We start from the raw sequence: 17,802 nt of genomic DNA on the forward strand, positions 1-17,802 counted from the left end.
GCCGAACGGCTAGTCGAGGTGCTCGCGGATCTCCGCTTCGGATTCGCTACTGCCCAGCGCGGCAACCCAACCGGTGACCCGGCGGGCCACGTCCTGGGCGGTCAGCCCGAGATCGGCCAGCACCTCACCGCGTGAGGCGTGGTCGTAGAACTCCTGGCGCAGTCCGACATCGCGGCACGGCAGGTCGATCTCCGCCCGCCGGAGCGCGGCCGATATCGCTGATCCCACACCGCCATTGACGCCGTTGTCCTCCAGCGTGACGAGCAGCTTGTGCTGCACCGCCAATTCGAGAACACCGTCGGACACCGGCAACACCCACCGCGGATCGATCACGGTCACACCGATCCCCTGCTTGTGCAGCCGCTTGGCCACCCCCAACGCCATCGGGACGAACGCACCGACGGCCACCAGCAGCACGTCGTGGTTCAGCCCACCGGCGGGCACCGCGAGCACATCTACTCCCGACCGCCGCTCGAGGGCCGGAATATCTTCGCCCACATCGCCTTTGGGGAACCGTATCGCCGTCGGACCATCGTCGACGTCAAGCGCCTCACCGAGTTCCTCGCGCAGCCGGGTGCCGTCCCGGGGTGCGGCCACCCGGATGCCGGGCACGATGCCCAGCAGCGACAGATCCCACATGCCGTTGTGGCTGGGGCCGTCGGAACCGGTGACCCCGGCGCGGTCGAGCACGATGGTGACGGGCAGCTTGTGCAGCGCGACGTCCATCATGATCTGGTCGAACGCCCGGTTGAGGAAGGTCGAGTAGATCGCCACCACCGGGTGCATCCCGCCCATCGCCAGCCCGGCCGCCGACGTCATCGCATGCTGTTCGGCGATGCCGACGTCGAACAACCGATCCGGGAAACGCTGTCCGAACGGCGTCAGTCCGGTGGGACCGGGCATCGCCGCCGTGATCGCCACGATGTCGCGACGCCTTTTCGCGTATTCGATGAGTGCGTCGGAGAAGGTCGTCGTCCAGCCCGGGCCCGGGATCTTGGTGGCCTGGCCGGTCGCGGGGTCGATCACGCCGCAGGAATGCATCTGTTCGGCTTCGTCGTCTTCGGCGGGGGCGTAGCCCATCCCCTTGCGGGTGGCGACGTGCACGATCACCGGGCCGCCGAAGCCGCGGGCATGGCGCAGCGCGGCCTCCACGGCGCGTTCGTCGTGACCGTCGACCGGGCCGACATATTTCAGCCCCAGGTCGGTGAACAACAGCTGCGGTGACAGCGAGTCCTTGATGCCTGCCTTGACGCTGTGCATGAAGCGGTAGGCGATCTTGCCGAAAAGGGGCATCGAGCGGACCACATCGCGGCCCTTTTCCAGCATCTGTTCATAGGCCGGCTGCAACCGCAGCGAAGCCATATGGTCGGCCACCCCGCCGATCGTCGGTGCATAGCTGCGGCCGTTGTCGTTGACCACGACGATCACCGGGCGCTGGGAGGCTGCGATGTTGTTCAGCGCCTCCCAGCACATCCCGCCGGTCAGCGCGCCGTCACCGACGACCGCGACGACGTGCCGGTTGCGGTGCCCGGTCAGTTCGAAGGCCTTGGCCAGGCCGTCGGCGTAGGACAGCGCCGCGCTGGCATGGCTGGACTCCACCCAGTCGTGCTCGCTTTCGGAGCGTGACGGATATCCCGACAGCCCGCCCTTTTTGCGCAGGGTCTCGAAGTCCTGGCAGCGTCCGGTCAGCATCTTGTGCACGTAAGCCTGGTGGCCGGTGTCGAAGATGATCGGATCGTGGGGCGAGTCGAACACCCGGTGCAGCGCCAGCGTCAGCTCGACGACGCCGAGGTTCGGTCCCAGGTGCCCCCCGGTCGCAGCCACCTTGTGGATCAGGAACTCGCGAATCTCCTGGGCCAGATCGCGGAGCTGCTGCTGAGAAAGGGGCTGCAGATCAGCAGGGCCGCGGATCTGTTCCAGCATCCCGATAGTCTACGCAGCGACGGCCGGATCACTACTGATCACTGCGACCGACAGGCGGCCGGCCTACGAGGGGCCGAACAGGTCGGCAAGGGCGTCATGAAGTTCGGGATCTGCCAGGACGACGACTTCGTCGCCGGCCTCAAGTTCGGTGTCGCCCCGCACCGGGACCAGGCCGGTGGTGCGCACGACGATGCTCACCCAGATATCTCCGACACGATCACCGAGACGCTCGACAGTGCACCCCTCGGCAGCCGACCCCGCGGCAACGTGAAGACGATGGACGCCCTCGGGTTCGTCCTGCAGCCGGACACCGATCTCCCATGGCTGTGTCTCGACGGTACGCATGGGCAGGTGCAACAGTTTTGCGAGACCAGGCACCGAGCTGCCCTGCACCAGAACTGAGAAGACGACGACGACGACCACGATGCCGTACAGACGCTCGGCGTCGGCGACGTGGGCGGCCCGCAGGAATTCGCCCAACAGGATCGGCACCGCACCCTTGAGTCCGGCGGCGAGAATGAAGATGCGCTCGTTTCGCTCCAGCCGGACAGGAATCAGGCAGGAGCCGACCGCCAACGGCCGAATCACCACTGTCAGGGCCACCCCGAGGACGAGTCCGGGGATCCATACGTCGGAATGGGTAAGTACGTTGAGGTCGACCGTCAAACCCAGAACGGCAAACGCGACGATTTCGGCCAGACCGGCCAAAGCCGCGTGGAATCGCTTGATGTCCGGCTTGTAGGGCGCGCGAGCGTCGCCGATCACGATGCCGGCGACGAAGACCGCCAAAAATCCCGAACCGTGCGCAAGTGTGGCGATGCCATACAGCATCAGGCTGGATGCCAACGTCCGTAGCGCGTAGAGGCCTTCGCTCGGCAACGCCACGCGGCGCATGAACACGAGCAGGGCACGGCCGCCGATCACCCCGACGGCCAGGCCAATCGCCATTTGCAGAACGAATTCGGTTCCTACCCTGGCGAAGCCGGCTGCGCTCAGGCCACCGGCGGCGATCAGGCCGCCCATCAAGGAAATGCCCACCGGATCATTGGCACCCGACTCGCCCTCCAGGATGGTGCTACTGCGACCGGCAATCTCGCGTTTGCCCAGGACAGAGAAAACTATGGCCGGGTCAGTCGGAGCTACCGCGGTGGCCACGAGCACCGCGGGGTACCAGCTGATTCCGCATGCGTAATGCAGCATCAGCGCCGCGCCGGCAGCGGTGAGGGCGGTGCCCACGACGCCGACCGACAGGATGGGGGCAACCGCCGCGCGGAAGCGTGCCGGCCCGATGTGCATTCCGCCGTCGAACAACACCAACACCAGCGCGATGGTGAGGACGCGCTCCACGGTCCGCTCGGACGGCGGCTGCACCGCGGGCAGGATGTGCGCCGCCACGGCAGCTCCGGCCAGCACGAGCAGGGCCACTGGGATTTTCACCCGCTCGGTGAGCCGGTTCGCCAGGACTGCAACCAAACCGACGGCACTGGAGAACAAGACGATCAGCGCGTAGTGCGCAGTTTCGTTCACGATTGTGGCCTCACCCCAGCCTTTCGATCGGTCGACAACGCCATCTACTTCCTAGCGGGTCAGCAGCGCCACGCATTCGGTGTGATGGGTCAGCGGAAACGCATCGAACACTCTGATCTTCTCGACCGCATAACCGTGACCGAGGTACAGGCCGATATCGCGAGCGAAAGACGCTGCCTCGCAACCGATATGCACCACACGCGGGACCCCGGCGGCGGCCAGCAGGTCGATGACCTCACGCCCTGCGCCCGAGCGCGGCGGATCCAGCACCGCCAGGTCGGCGCCGGTTCGTTGCATCGACACCACGCGGCGCACCGAATCGGTGACGACATCGATCTGCGGCAAATCAACCAGCGCGGCCCGCGCCGCCCGCGTCGACGCCCGCGAGGTGTCGACGGTCAGCACCCGCCCGGACTCCCCCACCGCATCACACAGTGTTGCGGCGAAAACCCCCACGCCGCCGTAGAGATCCCAGACGGTCATGCCGGCACCGGGCTGGGCCCAATCGGCGACCAGAGCGCTGTAGACCCGCGCCGCGTCTCGGTGCGCCTGCCAGAACGCAGTCACCGGCACCTGCCAGCTGCGCGGCCCCACCCGTTGGGTTGCCTCGTAGTTACCCTGCACCACATTGGCCGTCGTCCGCCCGCCCCGGCGCAGGGTGCGCACCACATGGCGCCGGCCGTCATCGTCGACGGCTACGTGCAGCTGCGCGGTCGGCGTCAGGTCGGCCGCCGAACACGCTTGCACCAGTCCGTCCAGCATTCCGGGCGCCAACTGCGCGCACCGCAAATCGGTCACCAGCTCGTCGCTGTGGTAGCGGTGAAAACCGGGACGAGCGTCGGCGCCCACCTCCAGGCGCACCCGGGTACGCCAGCCGATGGCGCCGGAATCCGAAAGCGGCTCCGCCTCACCGCTCCAGGGATGCCCGCCGAGCCGTTCCAGCTGATTAGCCACGATCTCGGCCTTGAGTGTCCGCACCGCCTCCGGGGCAGCGAATGCCAGATCGCAACACCCGGCGCCGTCTACCCCGGCGATCGGGCACAGCGACTCGGTCCGATCCGCCGATGGCTCGAGGACCTCCACAACCTCTGCGTGCCAATACGATCCGCGGTCCGCGGTGACCCGCACCCGCACCCGTTCGCCAGGTAGGGCATAGCGCACGAACACCACTCGCCCCTCGTGGTGCGCCACACAGCTGCCGCCGTTGGCGGGTGCGCCGGTGACCAGCGTCAGCTCGCCGCCAGCAGGTGACGCCTCGGCACTCACTATGCATTCCTCGTTGACGCGCTTAGTCGAAGATTCCGCGACGGGCATCACCTGGCGCCGCGTGCGGCTGCAGCGTCTGCAGCCGCTCCGACGAATTCAATTGCCAGGGAACCGAAGTCACCATCACGTTGGGCATGAACAGCAATCTGCCCTTGAGCCGCAGTGCACTTTGATTGTGCAGCACCTGCTCCCACCAATGGCCGACGACGTACTCCGGAAGAAACACCGTCACCACCGTGCGCGGCGATTCCTTACTGACCCGTTTGACGTAATCGAGTACCGGGCCGGTGATTTCGCGGTACGGCGAGGCGATGACCTTCAGTGGCACGCTGATCTCGCTGTGCTCCCACGCGTGTACCAGCGCACGGGTTTCCACGTCGTCCACGCTGACCGTGACGGCCTCGAGCGCATCCGGACGGGTCGCACGCGCGTAGGCCAAGGCGCGCAGCGTGGGCAGGTGCAACTTCGATACCAGCACCAGGGCGTGATTGCGGCTGGGCAGCACCACATCATGTTGGGCAGCGGCTTGTTGCTCCAGCTCCCGGCCGACGGTGTCGTAGTGCTTGCGGATCAGCTTCATGATGACGAACAGTGCACTCATCGCCACGATGGCGATCCACGCCCCGGCGAGAAATTTGGTGATCAGGACAACGAACAACACCGTGCCGGTGGACAGCAAGCCGACGGTGTTGACCACCCGCGAGCGCATCATCTTGCGCCGCACCGGCGGATCGGTCTCGCTGCGCAACAACCGCGTCCAGTGCCGGACCATCCCGATTTGACTCAGGGTGAACGAAATGAACACGCCGACGATGTAGAGCTGAATCAGCGCGGACAGCTCCGCGCGGAAGGCAATGATCGCGGCCAGGGCCGCGGCCGACAGGAACAAGATCCCGTTGGAGAACGCCAATCGGTCTCCGCGCGTGTGCAATTGGCGTGGCAGGTAACTGTGCTGCGCCAGCACCGAGCCCAGTACCGGGAACCCGTTGAACGCGGTGTTGGCCGCCAGCACCAGGATCAGTGCGGTCACGGTCGCGATCAGCAGGAATCCGAGATGGAAGTTGCCGAACACCGTTTGGGCCAGCTGGGTGACGAGGGTCTTCTGGTAGTAGTTCGCCGGGGCGCCGCCCAGCTGGGCCGCGGGATCCTCGACGAGCTGGACCCCGATCTTCTGGGCCAGCACGATGATGCCCATCAGCAGGGCCACCGCGATGGCGCCCAGCATCAGCAGGGTGGTCGCCGCGTTGCGCGACTTGGGTTTTTCAAACGCGGGCACCCCGTTGCTGATCGCCTCGACACCGGTCAGTGCCGCGCAACCCGAGGAAAACGACCGCGCGAGCAGGAACGCGAAAGCGAAACCGACGATCTGGCCGTGCTCGGCGTGCATCTGAAAACCGGCGGATTCGGCCCGCAGCGGATTACCCAGCGCGTAGATCCGGAACAGACCCCAGCCGATCATGATGACAACCCCGACGATGAACGCGTAGGTGGGAATCGCGAACGCCGCGCCGGATTCGCGAATCCCCCGCAGGTTCAACGCCATCACGATCAGGATCGCGACCACACAGAACCACACCTTGTTTTGAGCCACGATCGGGATGGCTGAGCCGATGTTCGACATCGCCGAGGCCGTCGAAACGGCAACGGTCAGAACGTAATCCACCATTAAGGCACTGGCGACGACAAGACCGGCGGTATCGCCGAGGTTGGTGGTGACCACCTCGTAGTCGCCGCCGCCCGACGGGTAGGCATGCACGTTCTGCCGGTAGCTGGCCACCACGACCAGCATGACCGCGGCCACCGCAAGTCCGATCCACGGGGTCAGCGCGTATGCGGCCGCGCCGGCCACCGAGAGCATCAGAAAGATTTCCTCGGGCGCATAGGCCACCGAGGACAATGCGTCGGAGGCAAACACCGGCAAGGCGATGCGCTTGGGCAGCAAGGTGTGGCTCAGCCGGTCGCTGCGTTGCGGCCGACCAATCAGCAACCGGCGCGCTGCGGTTGAAAGTTTGGACACGAGAGCCAAGAGTAAGCGCAACAGGCCGTGCCGGTAGCGTTCCGTGGACGAGAATATTCCCGAGCGAAATCGGCTGGCCAACCGAGGTTGCCGAGCGAGTAACACATACAGGACCCATCCGAGAGGACCTGACGTGCGGGTGGTTGTGATGGGATGCGGCCGGGTCGGCTCGTCCTTGTCCGACGGGCTATCCCGAATCGGACACGACGTTGCGGTGATCGACCGCGACAGCTCGGCGTTCAACCGGCTGAGCCCCGAGTTCGCCGGCGAGCGGGTCCTGGGCCAGGGTTTCGACCGCGATGTACTGCTGAAAGCGGGTATCGAGGGATCCGACGCGTTCGCCGCGGTGTCCTCCGGCGACAACTCCAACATCATCTCGGCCCGGTTGGCCCGCGAGACTTTCGGTGTCAACCGCGTGGTCGCCCGGATCTACGACGCCAAGCGCGCCGAAGTCTACGAACGCCTCGGGATCCCCACGATCGCCACCGTGCCATGGACCACCGATCGCCTGCTCAACGCGTTGACGCGGGAGAGCGAAACCGCCAAGTGGCGAGACCCCACCGGCACGGTCGCCGTCGCCGAGGTCATCCTGCACGAGGACTGGGCGGGGCACCGCGCCACCGATCTGGAGCAGGCCACCGGCGCACGCGTGGCGTTTTTGATCCGGTTCGGCACCGGCGTGTTGCCGGAGCCCAAGACTGTCATCCAGGCCAGCGATCAGGTCTACATCGCGGCGATATCCGGCCGCGCGGCCGAAGCGGTGGCCATCGCCGCGCTGCCGCCCAGTGAGGACCTCGATTCGGGAGCGAGCCGATGAACCCGGACCGCTCGACCGCGACTAAGGAGCGGCGCACATGAAGGTAGCCGTCGCCGGGGCCGGCGCGGTCGGCCGCTCGGTCACCCGCGAACTCATCGAGAACAACCACGACGTGACCTTGATCGAACGCAACCCCGACCACGTCGACGTCGACGCCATTCCGGCCGCGCACTGGCGTCTTGGGGATGCTTGCGAACTGAGCCTGCTGGAGTCGGTGCACCTCGAGGGTTTCGATGTGGTGGTCGCCGCGACCGGTGACGACAAAGTCAACGTGGTGCTCAGCCTGCTGGCCAAGACCGAGTTCGCGGTGCCGCGGGTGGTGGCCCGAGTCAACGACCCCCGCAACGAATGGCTCTTCACCGACGCCTGGGGTGTCGACGTATCGGTGTCGACCCCACGAATGCTGTGTTCGCTGATCGAGGAGGCCGTCACCGTCGGTGATCTGGTGCGGCTCATGGAGTTCCGGCGGGGTCAGGCCAACCTGGTCGAGATCACCCTGCCCGACGACACGCCGTGGGGCGGCAAACCGGTACGCCGACTTCAGCTGCCGCGAGATACCGCGCTGGTGACCATCCTGCGCGGGCCGCGGGTGATCGTGCCGGAGGCCGACGAGCCGCTGGAAGGCGGGGACGAGCTGCTGTTCGTCGCCGTGACCGAGGTCGAAGAGGATCTGCGCAAGCTGCTGCTGCCGGCCGCCGCGCCGCCCGCCAACTAGTCGCCGACGGTGTCGGCGTCGATCTGCACGACAGCCGGCCCGAAAACATCGCCGGCGCCGGCCATCGCACGCTGAGCGGCCTTGATGGCCGCATAGGTCACCAGCGCGGCCAGCGCGGTCAGTGGCCAGCCCATCCCGATTCGCGCCGCGGCTAACCAACCGGTCTGATTGGCGTCGTACAGGAGTCGCTGAACCACGAACCGCGCACCGAATACCAGCACCCAGCACAGCGTGGCGACATCGAACGCGAAGACGGCCCGCGGCACGGTGCGCCAGTAGCGGTCACGTCCGGTGGCCCAGCTCCAGGCGTAGCCGACCAGCGGCCGGCGGATGACGACAGACACCGTGAAGACCACCGCCCACAGCAGCGAGATCCAGATGCCGAGCAGGAAGTAGCCCTTGGATTCCCCGACGATGTAGGCGATCACCGCGCAGACGGCGACGCCCGCAAACCCGGAGAACGCCGGCTGCGTGGAATCTCGCCGAATCAGCCGCCACACCAAGACCAGTGCGGACACACCCAGTGCCGCTCCGATCGCGGGCAGTAGGCCCAACAGGTGGGACATCGCCACGAAGGTCACGACCGGCAGCGACGAGTAGATGACACCACTCACCCCGCCTAGCTGGCGCAGCAGGCGTTCTGGATTGATGCGATTGGACGTGTTACTGGGAAGAGTCAACGCTGAATTTCGTAGTGCGGGTTGTAGATGGCCTTGGTTCCGTTCTCTAGCTTGCCCATCCGGCCGCGTACCCGCAAAGTGCGCCCGGAGTCGATGCCGGGGATGCGGCGCTGGCCCAGCCACACCAGTGTCACGGTGTCGCTACCGTCGAACAGCTCGGCACGAACGCCGCCCGCACAGCCCTTGCCGTTACATTCCACGCTGCGCAGCGTGCCGACCATCGTGACCTCCTGGCCACGTTCGCAATCGATCACGCGCTGAGCGCCCGTGCTGGCGACCTCGTCGGACAACTCCTCGGAGTCGCGCTCTTCCGGGTCCTCCGTCAACCGACGGGTGAGGCGGCGCAAATAACCTTGAGCCCCCATGGCCACTCCTGACAGTGCCGATAAAGCTGCGGTGCTTCCATCCATGCCAACGGATAACGTAGACCTGTTGGTTCCCCGGCGCCAACCGGATCAAACCGTGATTTTGGACCGCCCGTCGTGGCCGGGCAGTATCGAGGCGTGGCTGTCGATCTGCGCGGTGTCACGACCGTGCTGCTGCCCGGAACCGGATCCGACGACGTGTATGTCAATCGGGCGTTTTCCGGGCCCTTGCGCAACGCCGGCGCACGAGTGGTGACGCCGGCGCCAACACCGGAACGCTTGGTCGAGGGCTATCTGGCCGCCTTGGATGACGCCGCGAGCGAGGGCCCCATCGCCGTCGGCGGGATCTCGATCGGTGCCGCGGTGGCAGCCGCGTGGGCACTCGCAAATCCCGGCCGCACCGTCGCCGTTCTGGCCGCGCTGCCGGCCTGGGCCGGGCCACCCGGGTCGGCGCCGGCCGCTCTCGCGGCGCGGTATTCGGCGTCCCAGCTGCGCGCCGATGGTCTGGCCGCGTCGACCGCCCAGATGCGAGCGTCCAGCCCCACCTGGCTTGCCGAGGAGCTGGCCCGGTCGTGGCAAGCCCAGTGGCCGCTGTTGCCCGACGCCATGGAAGAAGCGGCCGCCTACATCGCGCCAAGTTGTGACGAACTCCACAGGCTGGCCGCTCCGCTCGGGGTGGCCGCCGCGGTCGACGATCCGATTCATCCGCTCCAGGTCGGTGTCGACTGGGTGGCCGCCGCACCGCATGCGGGCCTGCGGACGGTGACGCTCGATCAGATTGGCGCGGACAGCGCCGCGCTCGGGTCGGCCTGCCTGTCCGCGCTCGCCGACGCGTAGCCGTCCCGGGGCCGGGCTAGCCGCCGGTGGTGGTGCGCAATTGCTGCATGGCCGATCCCTCCGCGCTGCGGCGCGCGGTCGGCTCGTCGGACGGCTGTTGGGCGCCGGGTTGTGCGTCGGTTTGTACGCCGGTTTGCTCGGAGGCCTCCTGTTGCGCCTCGGCCTGCTGCACGGCGGCCTGACGTAGCTGGTCGGCCATCGGCTCGGGCAGCTGCACGGCCAACGGCGTCCGCACCGGCATGGGGGTGTCACCGCGGCGAACCACGGTATCGGCCAACGCCGCACGCGCCTCCTGCTCCAGCGCCTCCATGGTCTCGTGCGGGCCGTTGATGACGCAGCGGATCATCCAGCGGAAGCCGTCGACCCCGATGAAACGGACCACTCCAGAGGCGGTGCCGATCACTTCCCGGCCCCATGGGCCGTCCTTGATGCTGACTTCGGCCGAGTCCTTGCGCAGCGAGTCGGCGAGCTCGCCGGCCACCTCACGCCACAGGCTGCCCGTCTTGGGCGCGGCGTAGGCGGCAATCGTGAAACGGCCATTGGGCGTGACGACCCACACCGCGCTCGGGACGCCGGTCTCGGTCAGCTCGACCTGCAGCTGGCCGGCCTCCGGCATCGGGATGAGCACCGAACCCAGATCGAGCCGGGCCAGCTCCGCGACCGCCGGGTCGTCGAAGTCCTCGATGTCGAACGGGCCCTCCACCTCTTCGTCGGATTGCTCGGCCGAGGCCTGGGTGTCGACTGGCGTCTTGACCGGGTCGTCGCCGGTGGGACCGGCGGAAGTGTCTTCGCTGTCGTCTTTGCCTGAACGTCTACCGAATGCCATCACAAACTCGCATGTCCGCCGGAGGAACCGTGACCACCATCGCCACGGGATGTTTTGGCCAGCCCGGCCTCGTCGAACGACGCGACCTCGACTAGCTCGACTAACTCGACCCGCTGCACCAGCAACTGGGCGATGCGATCGCCCCGGTGCACCACGATCGGCTCGGCCGGGTCGAGGTTTATCAGCGCAACCTTGATTTCGCCGCGATAGCCTGCGTCGATGGTACCCGGACTGTTGACTATCGAAAGTCCAACCCGCGCAGCCAGTCCCGAGCGGGGGTGGACCAACCCGACCATCCCGAAGGGGATGGCGACCGCGACACCGGTTCGGACCAGGGCGCGTTGCCCCGGGTCCAGCGTGACGTCTTCTGCGCTGTAGAGATCAACCCCCGCGTCGCCGTCGTGTGCACGGTTGGGCAGCGGGAGCTCGGGGTCGAGGCGGACAACTTTCACTTCAAGGCCAGACTGGTCGACACGGGGCCACAGACTACCCTTGACCGCGTGTCCGGAACGCGCGTCGCGCCGCACAGCGTGCGATATCGCGAGCGACTGTGGGTTCCGTGGTGGTGGTGGCCACCGGCCTTCGCGCTGGCGACGTTGATCGCTGTCGAAGTCAACCTGGGTGTCAAGGCCCTACCCGACTGGCTGCCGTTTGTGACGCTGTTCATCGTGGCCACCGGAACGCTGTTGTGGATGGGCCGCGTCGAGATCCGAGTCACCGCGGCCGACGACGGCTCGGTGCAACTGTGGGCCGCCGAAGCCCATTTGCCGGTCACCGTGGTCGCCCGATCCGCTGAGATCGCGCCGTCGGCGAAGTCGGCGGCGCTGGGACGTCAGCTCGACCCGTCGGCCTATGTGCTGCATCGCGCATGGGTGGGACCAATGATTTTGCTCGTCCTCGATGACCCAGACGACCCGACGCCGTACTGGATGGTGAGCTGCCGTCACCCGGAGCGGGTGCTGTTGGCCCTGACAAGCTAGGTGCAGCTATCAGGCTGCGCAGTCGGTACAGATCATCACGCCGTTTTTCTCGCTGGCGAGCCGGCTGCGGTGCTGCACCAAAAAGCAGCTCGAGCAGGTGAACTCGTCGGCTTGTTTCGGAATGACCCGAACCGAGAGTTCCTCGCCAGACAGGTCGGCGCCAGGCAGTTCGAAAGACTCGGCGGATTCGGTTTCGTCCACGTCGACAACAGCCGACGCCGCTTCGTTCCGTCGAGCTTTGAGCTCCTCCAGCGAGTCCTCCGAAACGTCGTCGGTTTCGGTACGCCGTGGAGCGTCGTAGTCGGTAGGCATTGTCCAATCCCCTCACATGCCTGCATTACCTCAGGCAACGCTTTGTACCAGCGTCGAACGCATCCACCAAATGATTCGTGCCCGTATTGCGGTTCATTAGGTTGTGATTTACCTCACATCCCCGAATTGACCCTCGTATTTGCCTTCAAACAGTGGATTTAGCGGGCGACTAGAGTGCAGCTGTGGTCGCACAAATCACCGAGGGTACCGCGTTCGACAAGCACGGTCGTCCCTTTCGGCGGCGCAATCCGCGACCTGCCATCGTCGTGCTGGTTTTCCTGGTGTTGGTGACGGGCGTGGCGTGGACTGTGACGCTGACGCGACCCGCGAAAGTTCGCGAAATCGAAGCGTGCAACCCACCCCCGCAGCCGCCGACCGGATCGGCACCCGCCCAAATCGGCGAGCAGATGTCGCGCAGTGCGATGGCCGACGTGACGCCCGCCAAACTCAGCGACACCAAGGTCCGCGTCCTCAACGCCAGCGGCCGCGGCGGCCAGGCCGCCGACGTGGCCGGCGCAATGAAGGATCTGGGTTTTGCGCAGCCGACCGCGGCCAACGACCCGATTTACGCCGGCACCCGCCTGACGTGCCAAGGCCAGATCCGCTTCGGTACGGCCGGACAAGCCACCGCCGCGGCCGTGTGGCTGGTCGCCCCGTGCACCGAACTGTTCAACGACAACCGCGCCGACGACTCCGTCGACCTTGCTGTTGGCACGGAATTCAGCGGGCTGGCCCACAACGACGACATCGATTCGGTGCTCGCCATCCTGCGTCCCGGTGCCACCGGGACGTCAGATCCCTCGCTGCTGTCGAAGATTCACGCCAGCACCTGCTGAGTCAGTCCGGGATCGGCGCTAAGCCGTTGAACCGCTGAAGGGCCGCCAACAGTTGGTCGGCAATTCCGGGTGCGGCCGCGACCACCAGTCCGGCGCCGCCGACGGGACCGTCCGGCGGCGGCACCACCACACGGGCCCCGGCCTCGGCCGCGATCAGCGCGCCCGCCGCGAGATCCCACACCTGCAGCCCGTGCTCGTAGTAGGCATCCAGCCGCCCCGCAGCGACCATGCACAAGTCCAGCGCCGCGGAACCGATGCGACGCACGTCTCGAACCAACGGCAGCAGCTGCGCCAGCAACGCGGCCTGGGTGGCACGCCGCCCGACCGCATATCCAAATCCGGTGCCCAGCAATGCCATCGACAAATCGTCGACGTCGGCGCACCGCAACGCGTGCGTCCCGTGCTCGTCGATGAAATGCGCGCCGAGATCTTTTGCCGCCGAATAGATCCGGCGCCCGACGACGTCGGCGACCGCGCCGGCCACCGACACGCCGTTAACCTGCACCCCGACCGACACCGCGTAGGCCGGGATGCCGTAGACGAAATTCACCGTGCCGTCGATGGGATCGAGCACCCAGGTGACCGCGTCGGCAGACGCGGCCTGGTGAGCGGGTCCGCCGCCCTCTTCGCCGAGAATCGGGTCGCCAGGCCGTAATTCGGCCAGCCGATCGCGAAGCAAGCGTTCGGTCTCGGTGTCGACCACCGTCACCGGATCGGTCGGTGTGCTCTTTGAGCGCACCGCGCCACTGTCGGTCGTGCCCGCGTGGGCGCCGAACACCTCGGCGCGGCGAGACCTGACGAACTCGGCGGCTTCGGTGGCTAGCGTTTCGGCTACGGAGCGCAGCCGCGCGGGCTCGTCGTCGGGTCGCGTCACCGTTCCATCGCATCACAGTTGCCCACGGCGGCGGAGACCGCGGCGGCGCCAGCTAAGGTGTGAAACAGCCCAAATCTCGCCAAGGAGATGTCGATGACCAGCACCGACTCGGCCACGGATACACCCGGTACCGAGGCAGCCTCCGGCACGCCGCAGCGTCGTGGATTCGGCATCGACGTCGGCGGCAGCGGAATCAAAGGCGGAATCGTCGACCTGGACACCGGACTGTTGGTCGGCGACCGGGTCAAACTGCTGACACCGCAACCCGCCACGCCGTCGGCCGTCGCCAAAGCCATCGCCGCCGTCGTCAAAGAATTCGGCTGGACCGGCCCACTCGGGGTGACCTATCCCGGAGTCGTCACCGACGGCATCGTCCAGACGGCAGCCAACGTGGACCGCGCCTGGATCGGGACCAACGCGCGGGAGGTGATCAGCGCCGAGCTGGATGGCCAGCAGGTCACCGTTCTCAACGACGCCGACGCGGCCGGACTCGCCGAAGAGCGCTACGGGGCGGGCAAGGACAAAACCGGATTGGTGGTGTTGCTGACCTTCGGGACCGGGATCGGGTCCGCCCTGATTCACAACGGGACGCTGATACCCAACACCGAGTTCGGCCACCTCGAAGTCGGCGGTAAGGAGGCCGAGAAACGCGCGGCATCGTCGATCAAAGACAAGAACGAGTGGAGCTATAAGCGCTGGACCAAGGAGGTGACCAGGGTGCTGATCGCCATCGAGAACGCGATATGGCCCGACCTGATCATCGCCGGCGGTGGCATCAGCCGAAAGGCCGACCAATGGGTGCCGCTGCTCGAAAACCGCACCCCGGTGGTGCCGGCGGCGCTGCTCAATACCGCGGGGATCGTGGGTGCCGCGATGGCCTCGACCGCGAACGTAACGCGCTGAATTTTCCCCGCTAGGGCGGTACAAGCGCACACTGTCGTTACAATGGACCACGGCGACCGCCCGACAGATAGCGTGCTAGACGTCACGCTGATACCAACGCCGACATTCGACATAGCAGACACTTTCGGTTTCACCATGCCCAGACCCACCGAAAGTGAGTAACCGAAGGGGTGTAAGTGGCAGCGACCAAGACCAGTCCGGCGACCGATGAGCCGGTGAAGCGCACCGCCACGAAGTCTCCCGCCAAGCGTCCGGCGGCGAAGATCGCGAATGGCGCCGCGCCGGCGAAACGGGCGACGAAGCCGGACACCACGTCCGCTGACGAAACCGAGGCGACCGCCGAGGGCGGCGCGAAGAAGAGCCGCACCCCCGCCAAGGCCGGCGCGGCCAAGGCGCCATCGGGTCGCGGGACAAAGACCGCATCCCCAGGTGGCGAGGACGACGAGACCGTGGAGGGCGTCGACGAGATCGCCGCCGAGGAAATCGACGGCGAGCCCGACCTCGAAGCTGAACCCGTCGAGGAAATCGACGTCGCCGACCTGAGCCTCGACGACCTGGAAGAAGACGCCGCGCCCGAGGCCGACGCCGAACCCAGTGACGGCGACGACGAGGCCGAGGCCGCCCCGGTCGCCAAAAAGGCGAAGGCGCCGGCCGATGAGGACGAAGACATCTCCGAGCCCACCGAAAAGGACAAGGCATCCGGCGATTTCGTCTGGGACGAAGACGAATCCGAGGCCTTGCGGCAGGCTCGTAAAGACGCCGAGCTCACCGCGTCCGCGGATTCGGTTCGCGCCTACCTCAAGCAGATCGGCAAGGTGGCGCTGCTTAACGCCGAGGAAGAGGTCGAGCTGGCGAAGCGGATCGAAGCCGGCCTGTATGCCACGCAGCTGATGACCGAGCTGGTCGAGCGGGGCGACAAGCTGCCCGCCGCCCAGCGCCGCGACATGATGTGGATTTGCCGCGACGGCGACCGCGCGAAAAACCATCTGCTGGAAGCCAACCTGCGGCTGGTGGTTTCGCTGGCCAAGCGCTACACGGGCCGCGGCATGGCCTTCCTCGACCTGATCCAGGAAGGAAACCTGGGTCTGATCCGCGCGGTCGAGAAGTTCGACTACACCAAGGGATACAAGTTCTCTACCTACGCGACGTGGTGGATTCGGCAGGCGATCACCCGCGCGATGGCCGACCAGGCCCGCACCATCCGCATCCCGGTGCACATGGTCGAGGTGATCAACAAGCTCGGCCGTATCCAGCGCGAGCTGCTGCAGGACCTGGGCCGCGAGCCCACGCCCGAAGAGCTCGCCAAGGAAATGGACATCACGCCCGAGAAGGTGCTCGAGATCCAGCAGTACGCGCGTGAGCCGATCTCGCTGGACCAGACCATCGGCGACGAGGGCGACAGCCAACTCGGTGACTTCATCGAGGACTCCGAGGCCGTGGTGGCCGTCGACGCGGTGTCGTTCACGCTGCTGCAGGATCAGCTGCAGTCGGTGCTCGAGACACTCTCGGAGCGCGAAGCCGGCGTAGTACGGCTGCGCTTCGGTCTCACCGACGGCCAGCCTCGTACCCTCGACGAGATCGGCCAGGTCTACGGCGTGACGCGCGAGCGCATCCGCCAGATCGAATCCAAGACCATGTCGAAGTTGCGTCACCCCAGCCGCTCCCAGGTCCTGCGCGACTACCTGGACTGAGAAGCAGGCGCGGGCGCCTGCCCCAGACTTGTTGCCGCACAAGTCAAATCGACTACTGCACCGGTCCGGCCGCCGCCGCGCACCGGAAATCCGGTTCGACACACGGGAATCGAGCGGCGCGGGCCATGCCGCCGTCGTACGGTGACCGCATGACAGCCAACCGAAAGCTCGTCTCGTCAGAATCCGACTTCGAATCGGCGGTCGGCTATTCGCGCGCGGTGCGAGTGGGCCCGCATGTGGCGGTCGCCGGCACCACCGGCACCGGGCCCGCAGGTGATATCGCCGCTCAAGCTCAAGACGCCTTGCGCCGCATCGAGATTGCGCTGCAACAGGCGGGGGCTTCGCTGACCGACGTGATCCGCACCCGCATCTACGTGACCGATATTTCACGGTGGCGCGAGGTCGCAGCGGTGCATGCCCGGGTCTTCGGACGGATACGTCCCGCGTCGACCATGGTCGAGGTTTCGGCGCTGATCGCACCCGAGCTGCTGGTGGAGATCGAAGCCGACGCCTACGTGGAATCGCCGGAAGAGTCCGCAGGACCTGCGACCGGCGCAAACGTTCCCCCGGGACCCGGCAAATAATCGGTGACCCTTTTCACCGCGGCGACTGGCAGCGGCCCGTACAGATGCGGGAACAGCATCGCCTCGGGATCGGTTGGCACGCCGGGTTCCCAGCGCACAGGCGAGTCCAGCAAATTCGGGTCGATGTGCAGCAGGACGAGGTCTTGGCGACCGTGGAAGAGCCGGTTGGCCGGCAGATGGACCTGCTCGGGCGCCGACAGATGGATGAACTGAGCACCGCCCGGGCCGGGCGGCGGGGGGTGGATCGCCCCGCGATCGCGGGCACGCGACCACTCGTCGACCCCGCACAGATGCACAAGTACGTCAGTAGCTGAAGCCACGTTCGGTCACCTTAAGGGGCCTGCCCGAAAGGTGCGACAAATCCGTGAGAAACGACACACCTGATAACGATCGGGGAACAACGCGAAAACGCCAAACGTCTGAGAAAGTGGATACACGAGAACGGAGAAGCCAATGAACGCAACTCTGACAAGTCCCGAGCTGACTAGAGCTGACCGCTGCGATCGCTGCGGTGCCGCAGCTCGCGTACGCGCCAAGCTGCCTTCTGGTGCTGAACTTCTCTTCTGCCAACATCACGCTAACGAGCACGAAGCCAAGCTTGTTGCGCTCGCCGCAGTGCTGCAGGTCAGCGAAAGCTAGGTTCCAGCAG

20 protein-coding genes are annotated in these 17,802 nt (G+C 66.4%); 9 read left to right on the forward strand and 11 right to left on the reverse strand.

Translation table 11 applies throughout. From position 1 onward, the window contains the following. Positions 1–9: 9 nt before the first annotated feature. From dxs to ACTXG5_RS23110, 4 genes are all read right to left on the reverse strand, one after another. The gene (gene dxs, locus ACTXG5_RS23095; protein WP_445160998.1) at positions 10–1,923 is read right to left on the reverse strand and encodes a 1-deoxy-D-xylulose-5-phosphate synthase; all 1,914 of its coding nucleotides are present in this window, start codon (positions 1,921–1,923) and stop codon (positions 10–12) included. Between the two features lie 63 nt (positions 1,924–1,986). Then, on the reverse strand, positions 1,987–3,450 hold the full coding sequence (locus ACTXG5_RS23100; RefSeq protein WP_445160999.1) for a cation:proton antiporter domain-containing protein: 1,464 nt from the start codon (positions 3,448–3,450) through the stop codon (positions 1,987–1,989). Positions 3,451–3,501: 51 nt separating this feature from the next. Continuing rightward, complete coding sequence (locus tag ACTXG5_RS23105; protein WP_445161000.1) at positions 3,502–4,716, reverse strand: class I SAM-dependent RNA methyltransferase; 1,215 nt, start codon at positions 4,714–4,716, stop codon at positions 3,502–3,504. A gap of 22 nt (positions 4,717–4,738) precedes the next feature. Further along, on the reverse strand, positions 4,739–6,733 hold the full coding sequence (locus tag ACTXG5_RS23110) for an APC family permease (protein WP_445161001.1): 1,995 nt from the start codon (positions 6,731–6,733) through the stop codon (positions 4,739–4,741). A 133-nt stretch (positions 6,734–6,866) separates the two neighbouring features. Here ACTXG5_RS23110 and ACTXG5_RS23115 point away from each other — a divergent pair, with 133 nt between their 5' ends. Both ACTXG5_RS23115 and ACTXG5_RS23120 read left to right on the forward strand, forming a co-directional pair. Next, the gene (locus ACTXG5_RS23115) at positions 6,867–7,550 is read left to right on the forward strand and encodes a potassium channel family protein (protein WP_445161002.1); all 684 of its coding nucleotides are present in this window, start codon (positions 6,867–6,869) and stop codon (positions 7,548–7,550) included. 37 nt (positions 7,551–7,587) lie between these two features. Beyond that, positions 7,588–8,265, forward strand: coding sequence for a potassium channel family protein (locus ACTXG5_RS23120; protein WP_445161003.1), 678 nt, complete (start codon positions 7,588–7,590; stop codon positions 8,263–8,265). Here the strand turns inward: ACTXG5_RS23120 and ACTXG5_RS23125 are convergent. Together ACTXG5_RS23125 and ACTXG5_RS23130 are read right to left on the reverse strand one after the other, a co-directional pair. Continuing rightward, positions 8,262–8,945: a DUF3159 domain-containing protein gene (locus ACTXG5_RS23125; RefSeq protein ID WP_445161004.1), complete on the reverse strand. Its 684-nt coding sequence runs from the start codon at positions 8,943–8,945 to the stop codon at positions 8,262–8,264. The two genes, ACTXG5_RS23120 and ACTXG5_RS23125, sit on opposite strands and share 4 nt — an antisense overlap. Further along, positions 8,942–9,310 (reverse strand): OB-fold nucleic acid binding domain-containing protein, encoded by a 369-nt coding sequence (locus ACTXG5_RS23130; RefSeq protein ID WP_445161005.1) that lies wholly within the window; start codon positions 9,308–9,310, stop codon positions 8,942–8,944. The genes ACTXG5_RS23125 and ACTXG5_RS23130 overlap by 4 nt, the downstream gene beginning before the upstream one ends. A gap of 138 nt (positions 9,311–9,448) precedes the next feature. On the opposite strand from ACTXG5_RS23130, the gene ACTXG5_RS23135 reads away from it, so the two are divergent. Next, positions 9,449–10,147 (forward strand): alpha/beta hydrolase, encoded by a 699-nt coding sequence (locus tag ACTXG5_RS23135; RefSeq protein WP_445161006.1) that lies wholly within the window; start codon positions 9,449–9,451, stop codon positions 10,145–10,147. A gap of 16 nt (positions 10,148–10,163) precedes the next feature. Here the strand turns inward: ACTXG5_RS23135 and ACTXG5_RS23140 are convergent, their stop codons facing one another. Together ACTXG5_RS23140 and dut are read right to left on the reverse strand one after the other, a co-directional pair. Further along, complete coding sequence (locus tag ACTXG5_RS23140) at positions 10,164–10,976, reverse strand: DUF3710 domain-containing protein (RefSeq protein WP_445161007.1); 813 nt, start codon at positions 10,974–10,976, stop codon at positions 10,164–10,166. Then, the gene (dut, locus tag ACTXG5_RS23145; protein ID WP_445161008.1) at positions 10,973–11,425 is read right to left on the reverse strand and encodes a dUTP diphosphatase; all 453 of its coding nucleotides are present in this window, start codon (positions 11,423–11,425) and stop codon (positions 10,973–10,975) included. Before dut ends, ACTXG5_RS23140 begins: the two co-directional genes overlap by 4 nt. A gap of 48 nt (positions 11,426–11,473) precedes the next feature. On the opposite strand from dut, the gene ACTXG5_RS23150 reads away from it, so the two are divergent. Further along, the gene (locus ACTXG5_RS23150) at positions 11,474–11,953 is read left to right on the forward strand and encodes a DUF3093 domain-containing protein (protein WP_445161009.1); all 480 of its coding nucleotides are present in this window, start codon (positions 11,474–11,476) and stop codon (positions 11,951–11,953) included. Positions 11,954–11,962: 9 nt separating this feature from the next. Here ACTXG5_RS23150 and ACTXG5_RS23155 read toward each other — a convergent pair whose 3' ends face one another. Beyond that, a complete protein-coding gene (locus ACTXG5_RS23155; RefSeq protein WP_445161010.1) occupies positions 11,963–12,265 on the reverse strand; it encodes a DUF4193 domain-containing protein in 303 nt (100 codons plus the stop codon). Between the two features lie 182 nt (positions 12,266–12,447). Between ACTXG5_RS23155 and cei the strand changes: the two genes are divergently transcribed. Next, complete coding sequence (gene cei / locus ACTXG5_RS23160; protein WP_445161011.1) at positions 12,448–13,101, forward strand: envelope integrity protein Cei; 654 nt, start codon at positions 12,448–12,450, stop codon at positions 13,099–13,101. A 1-nt stretch (position 13,102) separates the two neighbouring features. On the opposite strand, the gene ACTXG5_RS23165 is transcribed toward cei, so the two are convergent. Next, positions 13,103–13,975: an inositol monophosphatase family protein gene (locus tag ACTXG5_RS23165; RefSeq protein ID WP_445161012.1), complete on the reverse strand. Its 873-nt coding sequence runs from the start codon at positions 13,973–13,975 to the stop codon at positions 13,103–13,105. Between the two features lie 93 nt (positions 13,976–14,068). Between ACTXG5_RS23165 and ppgK the strand changes: the two genes are divergently transcribed. The 3 genes from ppgK (at position 14,069) to ACTXG5_RS23180 (ending at position 17,153) form a co-directional block, all read left to right on the forward strand. Next, entirely contained in the window at positions 14,069–14,878 is an 810-nt protein-coding gene (gene ppgK / locus ACTXG5_RS23170) for a polyphosphate--glucose phosphotransferase (RefSeq protein ID WP_445161013.1), read from the forward strand. A 176-nt stretch (positions 14,879–15,054) separates the two neighbouring features. Further along, positions 15,055–16,569, forward strand: a complete 1,515-nt coding sequence (locus tag ACTXG5_RS23175) for an RNA polymerase sigma factor (RefSeq protein WP_445161014.1) — start codon at positions 15,055–15,057, stop codon at positions 16,567–16,569. A gap of 149 nt (positions 16,570–16,718) precedes the next feature. Beyond that, positions 16,719–17,153, forward strand: coding sequence for a RidA family protein (locus ACTXG5_RS23180; protein ID WP_445161015.1), 435 nt, complete (start codon positions 16,719–16,721; stop codon positions 17,151–17,153). On the opposite strand, the gene ACTXG5_RS23185 is transcribed toward ACTXG5_RS23180, so the two are convergent. After that, positions 17,081–17,473: a DUF952 domain-containing protein gene (locus ACTXG5_RS23185; RefSeq protein ID WP_445161016.1), complete on the reverse strand. Its 393-nt coding sequence runs from the start codon at positions 17,471–17,473 to the stop codon at positions 17,081–17,083. The genes ACTXG5_RS23180 and ACTXG5_RS23185 overlap by 73 nt on opposite strands. A gap of 133 nt (positions 17,474–17,606) precedes the next feature. Here ACTXG5_RS23185 and ACTXG5_RS23190 point away from each other — a divergent pair, with 133 nt between their 5' ends. Further along, positions 17,607–17,792, forward strand: a complete 186-nt coding sequence (locus ACTXG5_RS23190; protein ID WP_445161017.1) for a DUF7455 domain-containing protein — start codon at positions 17,607–17,609, stop codon at positions 17,790–17,792. Positions 17,793–17,802: the final 10 nt, after the last annotated feature.

Source organism: Mycobacterium sp. Dal123C01 (assembly GCF_052566995.1).

Bases quoted from the DNA above. Each gene is read 5' to 3' on its own strand.
- dxs (WP_445160998.1), bottom strand. From the start codon at position 1,923: ATGCTGGAACAGATCCGCGGCCCTGCTGATCTGCAGCCCCTTTCTCAG.
- ACTXG5_RS23180 (WP_445161015.1), top strand. From the start codon at position 16,719: ATGACAGCCAACCGAAAGCTCGTCTCGTCAGAATCCGACTTCGAATCG.
- ACTXG5_RS23155 (WP_445161010.1), bottom strand. From the start codon at position 12,265: ATGCCTACCGACTACGACGCTCCACGGCGTACCGAAACCGACGACGTT.
- ACTXG5_RS23130 (WP_445161005.1), bottom strand. From the start codon at position 9,310: ATGGGGGCTCAAGGTTATTTGCGCCGCCTCACCCGTCGGTTGACGGAG.
- ppgK (WP_445161013.1), top strand. From the start codon at position 14,069: ATGACCAGCACCGACTCGGCCACGGATACACCCGGTACCGAGGCAGCC.
- ACTXG5_RS23190 (WP_445161017.1), top strand. From the start codon at position 17,607: ATGAACGCAACTCTGACAAGTCCCGAGCTGACTAGAGCTGACCGCTGC.
- ACTXG5_RS23120 (WP_445161003.1), top strand. From the start codon at position 7,588: ATGAAGGTAGCCGTCGCCGGGGCCGGCGCGGTCGGCCGCTCGGTCACC.